Origin of the sequence: Sulfurimonas crateris, assembly GCF_005217605.1 — a bacterium.
GTDB classification, from domain to species: Bacteria; Campylobacterota; Campylobacteria; order Campylobacterales; family Sulfurimonadaceae; genus Sulfurimonas; species Sulfurimonas crateris.
Map to the genome: position 1 here is coordinate 199,454 of NZ_SZPX01000005.1, position 11,962 is coordinate 211,415.

At 39.6% G+C, this 11,962-nt stretch carries 12 protein-coding genes and 2 tRNA genes; 5 read left to right on the forward strand and 9 right to left on the reverse strand.

Going from position 1 to position 11,962, the window contains the following annotated elements:
- Positions 1–3: 3 nt before the first annotated feature.
- Complete coding sequence (groES, locus tag FCU45_RS07735) at positions 4–267, reverse strand: co-chaperone GroES (protein ID WP_137013977.1); 264 nt, start codon at positions 265–267, stop codon at positions 4–6.
- Positions 268–496: 229 nt separating this feature from the next.
- Here groES and FCU45_RS07740 point away from each other — a divergent pair.
- Both FCU45_RS07740 and FCU45_RS07745 read left to right on the forward strand, forming a co-directional pair.
- Positions 497–573: transfer RNA gene (locus FCU45_RS07740), tRNA-Met, on the forward strand.
- A 10-nt stretch (positions 574–583) separates the two neighbouring features.
- Positions 584–658, forward strand: a tRNA-Asn gene (locus tag FCU45_RS07745).
- 63 nt (positions 659–721) lie between these two features.
- Here the strand turns inward: FCU45_RS07745 and FCU45_RS07750 are convergent.
- The 4 genes from FCU45_RS07750 to FCU45_RS07765 are packed head-to-tail and all read right to left on the reverse strand — an operon-like array spanning position 722 to position 3,865.
- Positions 722–1,339 carry an arylesterase gene (locus FCU45_RS07750; RefSeq protein WP_246032270.1) on the reverse strand — a complete coding sequence of 206 codons (618 nt, stop codon included), beginning with the start codon at positions 1,337–1,339 and terminating at the stop codon, positions 722–724.
- 19 nt (positions 1,340–1,358) lie between these two features.
- Complete coding sequence (locus FCU45_RS07755) at positions 1,359–1,802, reverse strand: hypothetical protein (RefSeq protein ID WP_137013979.1); 444 nt, start codon at positions 1,800–1,802, stop codon at positions 1,359–1,361.
- A 32-nt stretch (positions 1,803–1,834) separates the two neighbouring features.
- A complete protein-coding gene (gene truC, locus FCU45_RS07760) occupies positions 1,835–2,551 on the reverse strand; it encodes a tRNA pseudouridine(65) synthase TruC (RefSeq protein ID WP_188109219.1) in 717 nt (238 codons plus the stop codon).
- A gap of 6 nt (positions 2,552–2,557) precedes the next feature.
- On the reverse strand, positions 2,558–3,865 hold the full coding sequence (locus FCU45_RS07765) for a DEAD/DEAH box helicase (RefSeq protein ID WP_137013983.1): 1,308 nt from the start codon (positions 3,863–3,865) through the stop codon (positions 2,558–2,560).
- Positions 3,866–3,967: 102 nt separating this feature from the next.
- Here FCU45_RS07765 and FCU45_RS07770 point away from each other — a divergent pair, with 102 nt between their 5' ends.
- Complete coding sequence (locus FCU45_RS07770; RefSeq protein ID WP_137013985.1) at positions 3,968–4,513, forward strand: DUF2062 domain-containing protein; 546 nt, start codon at positions 3,968–3,970, stop codon at positions 4,511–4,513.
- On the opposite strand, the gene lgt is transcribed toward FCU45_RS07770, so the two are convergent.
- The 4 genes from lgt to FCU45_RS07790 all read right to left on the reverse strand — a co-directional run bounded on the left by lgt (position 4,503) and on the right by FCU45_RS07790 (position 9,762).
- Positions 4,503–5,321: a prolipoprotein diacylglyceryl transferase gene (gene lgt, locus FCU45_RS07775; RefSeq protein ID WP_137013987.1), complete on the reverse strand. Its 819-nt coding sequence runs from the start codon at positions 5,319–5,321 to the stop codon at positions 4,503–4,505. The genes FCU45_RS07770 and lgt overlap by 11 nt on opposite strands.
- Positions 5,321–6,604, reverse strand: coding sequence for a (Fe-S)-binding protein (locus FCU45_RS07780; protein ID WP_137013989.1), 1,284 nt, complete (start codon positions 6,602–6,604; stop codon positions 5,321–5,323). Before FCU45_RS07780 ends, lgt begins: the two co-directional genes overlap by 1 nt.
- Before the next feature lie 2 nt (positions 6,605–6,606).
- Complete coding sequence (gene hemN, locus FCU45_RS07785) at positions 6,607–7,974, reverse strand: oxygen-independent coproporphyrinogen III oxidase (RefSeq protein WP_137013991.1); 1,368 nt, start codon at positions 7,972–7,974, stop codon at positions 6,607–6,609.
- A 75-nt stretch (positions 7,975–8,049) separates the two neighbouring features.
- Positions 8,050–9,762 carry an ABC transporter ATP-binding protein gene (locus FCU45_RS07790; protein ID WP_246032271.1) on the reverse strand — a complete coding sequence of 571 codons (1,713 nt, stop codon included), beginning with the start codon at positions 9,760–9,762 and terminating at the stop codon, positions 8,050–8,052.
- Between the two features lie 148 nt (positions 9,763–9,910).
- On the opposite strand from FCU45_RS07790, the gene FCU45_RS07795 reads away from it, so the two are divergent.
- Positions 9,911–10,987, forward strand: a complete 1,077-nt coding sequence (locus tag FCU45_RS07795) for a glycosyltransferase family 4 protein (protein WP_246032273.1) — start codon at positions 9,911–9,913, stop codon at positions 10,985–10,987.
- Positions 10,988–11,962, forward strand: coding sequence for a lipopolysaccharide heptosyltransferase I (gene waaC / locus FCU45_RS07800; protein ID WP_137013997.1), 975 nt, complete (start codon positions 10,988–10,990; stop codon positions 11,960–11,962). It begins immediately after the preceding gene.

Here is an 11,962-nt window from a genome sequence, read left to right on the forward strand (position 1 = left end):
AGTTTATTTTTTTATGATTCCAAAAATATCTTCAGTCTCTATTACTAGAAACTTCTCGCCATCAAGCGAAATCTCACTACCGGAAAACTTTCCAAAAACGACCAAGTCCCCACACTTAACTTCGCTCACTTCGGAGCTAACAGCGACTACTTCACCACGTGAGGGCTTCTCTTGTGCATTATCAGGAATAATGATACCACTGCTAGTAGTATTTGCCTCTTCTACTCTTTTTACTAGGACTCTTTTGCCTAATGGTTGAAAATTCATTTAAACTCCTTAAATAATATGATTTACGAGCGAAATAGTACCCCAAAATGGTAACAAAGTCAATACTCTTAGTCTACAAGACTAAACTATCTTTATACCTAGTGGGCAGATATCTTGATACAAACTATTAGTTTTATATTTAATTATATAAATTATTAATATTCTTGAATTTTTCTCTTCTTAGCTTATTTAAAGTTTTAAAGAAGTATAATTCTGCCTCTTAAAAGATGTCAGGGTAGCTCAGCTGGTTAGAGCACTGGTCTCATAAGCCGGGGGTCGCGAGTTCAAGTCTCGCCTTTGACACCATTTTTAAGATTCCGGATTAGCTCAGCGGTAGAGTAGGTGACTGTTAATCACTTGGCCACTGGTTCGAATCCAGTATCCGGAGCCACTACATTTAAAACCCCAAAAATACTAACTTTTAAGAACCTGTAATCTTCAAATTTAAATATACTTAGTTGATGACTTTCAAATGCTTCACAACTGCATCAACAATGATCTCATACCCTTTTTCATTAGGATGAATATAGTCGATCTTCAGCTCGTTTTTTGACAGCACTTTTGAGAGGACATCCTCTTCAAAAAAGACCTCTGTCTCTTTAGCGACCTCAGCATATATGGAGTGTGTATTAAATCCCAAAATACCGAAGTTTGGAACTCCGACAAGCAGAACCTTTGCTCCGCTTGCCTTTATGGTCTCTATCATCTGGGTGAGGTTGGCTTTTAACTTCTCATCTGAACGCTTGCGGATAATATCATTTCCGCCGTGGCATAGTATTACCAAGTCCGGTTTTTGTTCTAAAAGTTTGGGAAGGCGCTCTAAAGCCTCAGATGACTCTTCACCTGAAACGCCGCCGTTTATGACACGAACGCCTACTCTTTTTTGAAGCTGTGCGGGGTAACTCTCTTCCTCTGCAACGCCGAAGCCGTAAGTGATACTGTCACCAAAGGCAAGTATCGTCGCATCACTCTGTAGCTCGATTTGTGAGGAGCCTGAGTCTCTCTCTTTTGTAATTATTGTAAATAGCATAATTGCGCCAAGCAGAACAGTTATGACTTTTATCTTATTCATTTAACTGTCCGTAAAATAGTTACGCGCTAAACATCATCTTTGCCAAAACTACTATGAAAAATCCCAAGACAAGAACGACTTTGTGAAAATGCTCTTGCATAAAGTGAGGTTTTTTACGACCGGTAAATTTTGTAAAAAGATTAAACAGAACTCCAAGCGCGATGATAAGTGCGAGAACGATTTTAATAACTAGCAATTTTTGCAGATCCGTCTCAAAAAAGCCTGCATTTGAGTTGATGTATCTTGACATCATCATGCCGCCCGTTAAAACTATAATAAGCAGTGAAATAGGGAAGATCTTAAAGCTTTTAGAGCCTAAAGTCTGGTTGATCTTCTCATCCGTCTCTTTGCCGAACTTGTTTTTGAGTGCAGAGATCATAAATACGTCGGTAAAGACATAACCTAAAAATATGATAGCTAAAACTAAGTGGATTATATGTGCATATGGATAGACTGCTTCCATTGTTGCTCCTGTGTGAAATTAGCGTAATTATATCAAAGATGCCAGTTGAAAAACTTGCATATTGAGTTAAAGCTCTCATCTAAAGGCGCTTTAATAATAAGCATCTCATCGGTGTGTGGATGTTTTATTTGTAGTGTGATTGCGTGCAGAAGCATTCTGTGGCAGTTAAACTCACTGCGTATCAACTTGTTATGCTCCCCTCTTCCATACTTTGTATCGCCCAAGATATGGTGAGAGATATGTTTCATATGGCGGCGGAGCTGATGTTTTCGCCCTGTTTGCGGCTCTAGCTGTACAAGAGAGTATCTGCTCTTGTCATATTTTCCCACACTGTAAGGAACCTCAACCGTTGCAAGCCTCTTATAGTAGGTTGTCGCATCTTGAGCCTCTTTATCCTCAGAGCTGTCCTTATCTGCGATCTTATCAAGCTTTACGCTAAGAGCGTGCTCGATCACTCCGCTCTCATCTACATAACCGCGAACAACCGCAATATAGCTCTTTTTTGTCTCTCTTGACATAAACTGCTTGCCCATTAGCTTTGCGCTCTCTTTATCAAGCGCAAAAAGCAAAACTCCGGATGTCGGCTTATCTAATCGGTGAACGGGGTAGACGAACTGCCCTATCTGATCTCGAAGTATCTGCACGGCAAACTCTGTCTCATGTCTGTCAATTGGGGAGCGATGAACCAAAAGACCTGATGGCTTGTTTATTGCCACCAGATACTCATCTCTGTATAAGATCTCAAGCAATATGGATTAACCGCGCTTTGTCGTTTTTCTTTTTTTTGTAGTTACGGGCTTTTTATAGCTCTCGCCTTTTTCGCTCTTTTGGACTTTTTGAGGTTTTTTGTAAGGTTTTTTAGCTCTTTTAGTCTCTGCTTTTTTATGCTCGCTCTTTAGATTTAGCTCATCCTGGTCTTTTCTTCTAATGGTCGGATCAGGCTCAAAACCCTCCACCGTCTCTTGCGGTATCTTCATCCCGATCAGCTTCTCTATGGCTTTAATATCATACTTCTCATAGATGTCGATTAAACTTATCGCCATCCCCTCACGTCCTGCACGACCTGTTCGCCCTACTCTGTGGACATAGTCTTCTGGGATTGACGGGAGTTCATAGTTTATAACAAAAGGGAGCTCCTCTATGTCAAGTCCTCTTGAAGCGATGTCGGTCGCGACCAGAACTTTGGTTTTTCCCTCTTTAAAGTCATTTAAAGTCTTTAATCGGTTTGCCTGAGTTTTATCTCCGTGAATTATTCCACACTTAAGACCATCTTTTTTAAGCTCTATTACAAGCTCATCGGCACTCGCTTTTGTTCTTGTAAAGACAAGTACCTGTCTAAAGTTTCTAGAGCCGATCACATAAGCCAAAAGTTGGGCTTTTTTGTCGGTGTCTACCAGATAAGCTACCTGATTTATGGTATCGACGGTTGAGTTCTTCTTTGAAGCCTCTATAAATGCAGGCTTTGTAAGAATAAGTTTTGAGAGTTTTCTAACCTTCTCGCTGTAAGTAGCAGAGAAAAGAAGAGTCTGATGTCTCTTTGGCAAAAGAGGATGGATCCTTTTTATCTCTTTTACAAATCCCATATCCAGCATTCTGTCCGCTTCATCAAGCACAAATATCTCTACATTTGAGACATCCAGACCCTTATCGATATGCTCCAGCACTCTTCCCGGTGTTGCAATAATTATATCGACACCCTCTTTTAGAACTCTCTTTTGATAATCCAGATCTTTTCCGCCCACCAAAACGGCAATATTGAGAGGCATCTTTTTCGCAAAGCCCTGCATGTCATCGTAAATCTGCAAAGAGAGCTCTCTTGTGGGAGAGAGGATAATTCCTCTGAGCACTCTGTTCTCGTCAGCCGATGTTTTTCTTAGTCTTTGGATCATAGGAAGTCCAAAAGCTGCGGTCTTGCCCGTTCCTGTCTGAGCGGTTGCAAAAACATCGCTTTTTGCCAAAACCAGAGGAATCGCTCTTGTTTGGATACTTGTAGGTTGTTTGTAGCCCAGATCTTCTATGGCGCTAAGAAGTTGCTTTATAACTCCCAGTTTTTCGAATGACATCGCTTACCTACTTTCATATTAATAGTGCAATTTTAGCACATTATTAAAAAAATAAGTTTTTTATGGCTATAATCACCACAGATTTCAAAACGGCATAACAAAATGATTAGAAAAACATTTAAAAATTTAAGCGCAAGTGAAAAATTCAAAACTTTTATTCATAAATATAAAGTGCCTACCGAATATTTATCCGCTAATAGAAAGATGGTCTCAAAGGCAATTTTTATAGGGCTTTTTATTGCCTTTATCCCTATGCCTATGCAGATGCTCGCAGTTCTTGCTTTTATACCTTTTACAAGGTTTAACGTCCCCATCGCTCTGGCAATGTGCTGGCTAAGCAACCCTTTTACGATGCCTTTTATGTACTATTTGGAGTATCAAACCGGAAGTTTTCTGCTTGGGATGGAGACTACGCCTGCCCAGATGACCTTAGAGTGGTTTAGCGACAATATAGGAAATATTTTTATTCCGCTTTATGTAGGGACTGCTTTTTACTCGATCTCGGTCTCATCTATTGCCTATTATCTTATTAACCATCTCTGGAGAAGCTCGGTTAAAAAAGACCAAGATTCACGCAAAAACGGCACTTACAAAAGATGGACAACCAAAGAAGATAAAGCTTCTGAGCAAGAAGAGCCTAAAGCTTAACGCTTCTTTTTTTAAAATATACCCACGCAATAACACCCAGCAGACTCATAGCCAGGCTCATAACCTGCCCTTGTGTTATGAAGTTGCAGCAGACGTAACCTATCTGAACATCTGGTGCGCGCCAGATCTCTGCTATCGCTCTGAATGCCCCGTAGCTTATACCGTAGATCAAGATAAGCTCTCCGCTATAGCTCTGGAGCCTTCTAAAGAGATAGACCACTATAAAAACACCAAACCCCTCTAATATCGCCTCATAGAGCTGTGAGGGATGGCGAAGGAGACCATCTACCAATATCCCCCAAGGCACATCCGTCTCACGACCAATAAGCTCTTTGTTTAAAAAGTTTCCTATACGTCCGAAGACAAATGCAAGAGGTACGCTTATAGCCACCAAGTCCATTATCTTGCCGATCTTTATTTTATGCTTTTTGGAGTAGAGATATGTCGCAATTAAAAAGCCGAGCACGGCTCCGTGATAGCTCATACCTCTTATGCCTACAAATTCATCCCCGACAAACGGGTTGAATATCTGCCAGGGATGAGATAGATAATAGAGCGTTTGAGGATCGTAAAACAGTATATAACCGAGTCTGGCTCCTAAAATAACACCTATCTCTACATAGATAAAATAGATATCTATGCCTTGTTTGCCAAAATCAAGGCCATCTTTTTTTATAAAATATTTACCGATATAAAGAGCACTTAAAAGTGCCAAAACATACATAATTCCATACCAATGTACGGGAATTGAAAATATATGAAACGCTACGGGATCAAACGTCTCGTATATGTTATTCCATGCCGACATTACTCTTTTAATGCCTCTGCAATTAGCTCTATAGGGTTTTTAAAGACCGTTTTAGTATCGGTATAGCCGAGTGAAGCGTTTATCTGCATTCTGCACGCGCTGCACTCTGAACTTACCACATCCGCTTTTGTCTCATTTATCATGGCAGCTTTAGGCGCTCCGGCAGCTTTTGCAAAGTGGTACTTCTCGCTCTGCATCGTTACACCGCCAAAACCGCAGCAGCTGTTAGGGTCGCTCATCTCAACTATGTCGTAGTTCTTACCTATGAGCTTTCTAGGCTCTTCATAAATACCCTGCATCTTTCTTGCGTGGCAAGGGTCATGGTAGGTCACTATTTTTGGATCTTTTTTCTTGGATGCTAGTATCTTGCTAAGCTCGGTATGCTGTTCAAGCCACTCCGTAGCCATAAATATCTTCTCTCTAAGCGCAACAGCTCTTGCCTTCCACTCAGGCTGGTCATGGAAGAAGTGCTCATAGTCGATCTTTATCATCGCCGAACATGTTGCCTCTGGAATAATTATAGCCTCGACATCTTTGCTAAAACTCTCAAAGTACTCTATGTTGAATTTTGCATTGTGATCGACCGTATAAAAATCGCCCGTAAAATAAGCGGGTGCTCCGCAGCACTTCTGATCTTTTGCCAAAAATGCGTCAATCTCCAAATACTCCAAAATCTCCAAAAGCGAGTTTCCGACATTTACATAGTTGTAGTTGCCCAGACACCCTATAAAAACAGCAACTTTTCTTTTGCCACCGTTGTCTATGTTCTCTTTATGGGAGTTTAAAAACGACACTTTTTTAAGGCTCGGAAGAATCCTGTCAGCCTTTAACATAGGCAGATTGAAACGCGAGGTCATAGAGTCCTTGTTTGCCTGGATCTTGAACGAACATGTCTGAAATACCCAGCCGAGCTTAAAAGCCAAGTCGTTAAGCCAGCGATGGCGAAGAAGCAAAAAGAAAGCTCTCTTATACCATGCAATACCGAACTTCTCGCCTATGTCTGCGCGCACCTGCTCTATGACCATATCTGTAGGAAGCGACTTTGGACACACCTCAACACAAGCCGTACATAAAAAACAGCTCTCAAAAATATCTTTTGCATTTTTATCCAGCTCTAAATTGCCGCGCTGATAAGCACCCAAAAGGTCCAAAAATCCTCTTGGAGAGGTGACTTCATCTGCATTTACGTTATGAATTGTACAGACCGGAATACATTTTCCACACTTTATACACTCATCGGTCGTAGCGCCAAAGTTAAAGATTTCTTGCGCAGTTTTGCTCATTGCTAAACCGTTTTAGAGAATGTTTTAGAGCTTGCCGCATGTTTTTTCATATAAGCGTCAAACGGCATTGCAATATTTCTAATAAGAAGAGTTCCCGTCTCGGAGCACTCTATAAAATCATCATTTATCGTTAATAGACCATCTTCTTCAAAAGGTTTAAGTGCTTCAATTGCGTCTGCAAAATACTCTTTAAAGCTAGTGTTAAAGAGCTTCTCAAATCTCTTGATATCAAGTTTAAAGTTGCTCATAAGCTCCATGATCACATACTGTCTGATCTGGTCATCATCGTTTAGGACAATACCTCTCTCAAACGGCAATTTTCCGGCATCTATAGCCTCTTCATAATCTCTCATCTCTTTGAAATTTTGAGCATAGTGTGCAACTCCTTCACCGATAGAGGTAAGGCCTACTCCTATAAGATCAGCGCCGCCTTTTGTAGTGTAACCCTGGAAGTTTCTATGTAACTCACCTTTTTTTATAGCTTTGAAAAGCTCATCTTCAGGCTTGGCAAAGTGGTCCATTCCTATCATCTTGTAACCATTCGAGGTAAGAAAATTGATGGTCTCTTGCATAATGCGCAGTTTCTCATCAGGAAGAGGAAGCGTTGTCTCATCGATCTTACGCATTGTTTTTTTCATCCAAGGCACGTGGGCATAATTAAAGACCGCAAATCTATCCGGGTCCAGTGTGATGGCAAGGGCGAGCGTCTCTTTAAAAGTCTCAAGAGATTGATACGGAAGCCCATAGATTAGGTCAACGTTTACCGAGACCATATTGTATTTTCTAGCCAAATCCATGGCATTTTTTGTGATCTCGTAAGGCTGTATCCTGTGGATGGCGTGTTGAACTTTTTCATTGAAGTCCTGAATACCGAAACTTACACGGTTAAATCCGTTCTCAGCCAGAACTCTCATCTGATCTTCGTCAATATGGCGCGGATCTATCTCACAGCTGACCTCTGCATCTTTTACAAAGTTAGGAAAAAAAGATTTTATCTCTTTGATGACCTCTTCAAGCTGCGCTGCGCTGAAAAATGTCGGAGTCCCGCCGCCAAAGTGCATCTGGATCACTTCTCTATTGCAGTTTACATGTGAAGAGAGAATTTTAAGCTCTCTTTTGAGATAGTCGATGTAGCGAAGCATCTTGTCCTCTTTGGAAGTAAAGACAACGTTACATCCGCAAAAATAGCAAGCATTCTTGCAAAAAGGAAGGTGAAAATATAAACTCAAAGGACGAGAAGAATCTTGCTGTTCAAGCTTTTGTATATACTCATCATAACCAAAAGAGTCGCTAAACTCCAATGCCGTCGGATAGCTCGTATAGCGAGGTCCCGGTTTTGAGTACTTTGTGAATTTTGCAAAATCTAGCATATGCGTCCTTATTACTATTGTTTATATTTAAAAATAGAGCGATTATCTCTAAAAAGTGTTGAAATTCTCATTAATTTAACTCTCAAAGCGCCCTGCCAACTTCTGGTAGACATCGCTGCTCTCTAAAAGTTCAGCGTGGTTTCCGCTTGCGATTATCTTGCCTTTTTGCATTACCAAGATCTTATCTGCGCTCTCAATTGTGCTGAGTCTGTGAGCGATCGTTATAGTGATCTTATCTTTTGTATACTCGTGCAGAGCGTTTTGGATCCTCTTTTCGCTCTCATTGTCCAAAGCAGAAGTCGCCTCGTCAAAAAGCAGAAGCGAGGCATGTTTGTAGATGGCTCTTGCAATCGCTATACGCTGTCTTTGACCGCCTGAAAGATTTGAGCCGTACTCCTCCATTTTTGTATATATTCCATTCTCCAAAGAAGCTGCAAACTCATATGCATCCGCAAGTTTTAAGGCTTCTATGACTTTTGCTTCGTCAATCTCTTCCTGTCCGTAAGCCACATTTGCCGCAAGAGTGTCTTGAAAAATATAGATTCTCTGTGTTACAAGCGAGATGTGATGCTTAAGAGAATCCTGCGAAAACTCTTTTATATTAGTTCCGTTTACCAAAACTTCGCCGCTATCAGGGTCATAAAAACGCAAAAGCATATTTATAAATGTACTCTTTCCGCCTCCGCTGTCTCCGACAAGCGCTATATTTTCGCCCTGTTTTATATCTATGCTAACATCGTCAAGCGCATAAGAGTCGTCATACTTCAGCTTTACATGCTTGAACTCTATGTGTGTGATGTCCTCTTCTAAAACTTTTATTCCGTCAATAATCCTGTTTTCTCTATCAAGAAGCTCAAAAACTCTCTCACTTGCGGCCACTGCATCCTGAATTTTTGAGTATATAGAACTAATGCGGCGAATCGGCTGAAAGACAAGTCCCACGGCGGTAATAAATGCCGTAAACTCACCCACACTCATTCTGCCATCATAGACCTCTTTTCCCCCTACAAAAATAACCGCTGCCAGTCCCAGCGCTCCGACGATCTCCATCATCGGTGAGACTATGTCTCCGACATAAACCGACTTCATATTTATTTTAAAAAACTGCCAGTTCTGAACACTGAATCTACCCAGTTCAAACCTTTGTGTAGCGTTTGCTTTTATGATCTCGCTGTTGTTAAAAACTTCGGTAAGACGGCTTACGACATCGGCATTTTTCTCCTGAGAGCGCAGAGAGTACTTTTTAAGTTTTTTTCCTATTAAAATAATCGGATAAACCACGACAGGGAGCACGACTAGAGAGTAGAAAGCTAAAAGCGGATTCAAGTATATAACGTAGCCTATAAGAGCTATAACTGTCAGAGACTCCCTGAAAAGCTCAGGAAGCATATTTGATACGAAATACCTTATGCGCTCTATATCGTTCGTGACCCTTGAGATGAGCTCGCCGCTTCGGTTAATATACAAAAACGTCATGTCAAGATTGATAATTTTTTCTAAAAGTATCTCTCTAAATCTGGTAATAATATGCTGTCCGATGTAGTTCATAAAGACCGACTGTATGTATCTTCCGGCTGATTTGAAAAAGTATATGACCACAAGCCCCAGAGGGATGTAGTAGAGCATCTCCTCTTTCTTCTCTATGAACATCTCATCCATCAAAGGCTTCATTATATGCGCTGTTGCGGTTGTTGCACTGACTGTAAAAATTATACCTACGAGTACCAGAAAATACTCAAATTTGTACTCTTTTATATAGGGCCAATAACGTTTTAAAATTTTTTTCAATAACTCTTCTTTAAACTCTAAACTACTATTTTTCGGAGAAATTTTATCCAAAAAACAAAAACAAGCACTGAATAATCTAAATTTCATTATACTTTATGTAAAATCCAACATTACAATTAATTAACGGGTTTTAATGAAAAACAAAGATATGACTATTGCTGAAATTTGCTTAAATGATGCGTTGGGAGGGCTAGAACTCACTGCCGCAAACTGTTTTGAGTATTTTAAAAATAAAACAAACTGCTATGCCATAGTAGCTCCTGATACGAAATTAGACAAACTTATAGATAATAAAAATAAATTTACTGTTAAACGAAATAAAATACTCCCGTTAATACCGGCTTTCAAGTTGGCAAAACTCATAGACAACAATAATATTGATATTTTACATTTTCACTTAGGAAAGGACATAATACCAATAGTTTTAGCAAAAATTATAAGTAAAAAAAAGCCAATAATAATCTACTCTAGACACATGAATATGACAAGATTTAAAAATGACATATATCACAGATGGCTCTATAAAAATATAAACATGCTCCATGCAGTCTCAAGACAGGTAAAAGAGCAGCTTGAAAAATATATTCCAAGCAGTGCAAGGCCACCGATCGAACTTGTTTATCTTGGTACAAAAGAGAGCAGTATCGATGAGAACAAAATTGAAACTCTAAAATCAAAATACAATCTTGAGAACACATTTGTTGTCGGCATGATTGGAAGAATTGAAGATGAAAAGGGACAGCACATCCTCATAGAAGCCATCTCGAAGTTAAACAATCCAAATGTTAAAGCTCTAATCATAGGGAGTGCTCCTCGTGAGGAGTATATGAAAAAACTCAAAGAGATGGTTAAATCTTTAAATATTGAAGACAAGGTAATATTTACTGGATTTACAAAAGAGGTAAATGAGCATATGAAACTTTGTGATGCGTCTGTTTTAGCTACAAAGAAAGAGACATTCGGTCTTGTTGTAATAGAGTCTATGAGAAACAAAGTCTGTACTATTGCTACAAATAACGGTGGTCCATTAGAGATAATAGATGACAATATAAACGGGCTCCTATTTGATAGAACTCCACAAGATTTGGCTTCTAAAATAGAGTATCTTTACAACAATCCTGATATAAAAAATTCTCTTGCCAGTTCTGGGTATGAAAAAGCAAAAAGAGAGTTTGACTATGAAACTCAAATGCAAAAACTTTACAATGCCATACAAAGCGTATAGATGAAAATATGCATAGTAAAACTCTCGGCAATGGGTGATATCATACACGCAATGGTGGCACTCCAGTTTATAAAAGAAGAGCTTCCCTCTTCTCAGGTGGACTGGGTAGTCGAGAGTGCCTTTAAAGGTGTACTAGAAAATAATCCGCATATAGACAATATTTTAGAGGTAGATCTAAAATCCGTCAAAAAGAAAAAAAGCGAAATTTTCACTCAGTATAAAATTTTAAGAGAGTACTCAAAAAACAACTATGACATCGTTATAGATGCACAAGGGCTTCTGAAGTCTGCGATAGTATCCAGAATCATAGGGGCAAAGGTCATAGCAGGTTTTGACAAAACCTCGATCCGAGAGGGCATCGCATCTTTTTTTTACAACAAAAAAGTAAGTATTGCTTATGATGCAAACACAATAGACAGAAATGCGACCGTTATCTGTGAACCGCTCGGTATTAAAGTTACAAGTGAAAAGATCATAAATAAAGAGAAGTTTCTGTTCTGCGCCTCGTATGAAGAAAATCTGCCTGAGATTTTTAACATTTTTGTTATCGGCTCAACATGGGAGAGCAGGAACTATCCAAAAGAGAAGTTCGTAGAGATAGCGAAGGCTTTAAAAACTCCAACCTATATAGTCTGGGGAAGCGAAGATGAGCACCAAAAGGCACTCTGGATGCAGGAACAGTCAGAGTTTTTACATATACTGCCTCGCGGCTCTTTGGATGAATTAAAGTATGTCATCTCCAAATGCTCTCTTCTTATAGGAAACGATACGGGACCTACTCATATGGCTTGGGGACTAAACGTGCCATCCATTACCATTTTCGGACCTACTCCTACAAATCGTGTCTATGTCACGCCGATAAACAAGGTAGTAAAATCAAAAAGTGAAGTTAACCACTATAAGCTTGATAAAAACGATTTCTCTATACGAGAGATTAATGCGGAAGAAATTATACAAATATCAAAGGAACTTTAA

Excerpts from the sequence above, each read along its gene's own strand:
- waaC (WP_137013997.1), top strand. The coding sequence starts at position 10,988 with ATGAAAATATGCATAGTAAAACTCTCGGCAATGGGTGATATCATACAC.
- lgt (WP_137013987.1), bottom strand. The coding sequence starts at position 5,321 with ATGTCGGCATGGAATAACATATACGAGACGTTTGATCCCGTAGCGTTT.
- FCU45_RS07770 (WP_137013985.1), top strand. The coding sequence starts at position 3,968 with ATGATTAGAAAAACATTTAAAAATTTAAGCGCAAGTGAAAAATTCAAA.
- FCU45_RS07795 (WP_246032273.1), top strand. The coding sequence starts at position 9,911 with ATGACTATTGCTGAAATTTGCTTAAATGATGCGTTGGGAGGGCTAGAA.
- FCU45_RS07765 (WP_137013983.1), bottom strand. The coding sequence starts at position 3,865 with ATGTCATTCGAAAAACTGGGAGTTATAAAGCAACTTCTTAGCGCCATA.
- FCU45_RS07755 (WP_137013979.1), bottom strand. The coding sequence starts at position 1,802 with ATGGAAGCAGTCTATCCATATGCACATATAATCCACTTAGTTTTAGCT.
- FCU45_RS07780 (WP_137013989.1), bottom strand. The coding sequence starts at position 6,604 with ATGAGCAAAACTGCGCAAGAAATCTTTAACTTTGGCGCTACGACCGAT.
- hemN (WP_137013991.1), bottom strand. The coding sequence starts at position 7,974 with ATGCTAGATTTTGCAAAATTCACAAAGTACTCAAAACCGGGACCTCGC.
- groES (WP_137013977.1), bottom strand. The coding sequence starts at position 267 with ATGAATTTTCAACCATTAGGCAAAAGAGTCCTAGTAAAAAGAGTAGAA.
- FCU45_RS07750 (WP_246032270.1), bottom strand. The coding sequence starts at position 1,339 with ATGAATAAGATAAAAGTCATAACTGTTCTGCTTGGCGCAATTATGCTA.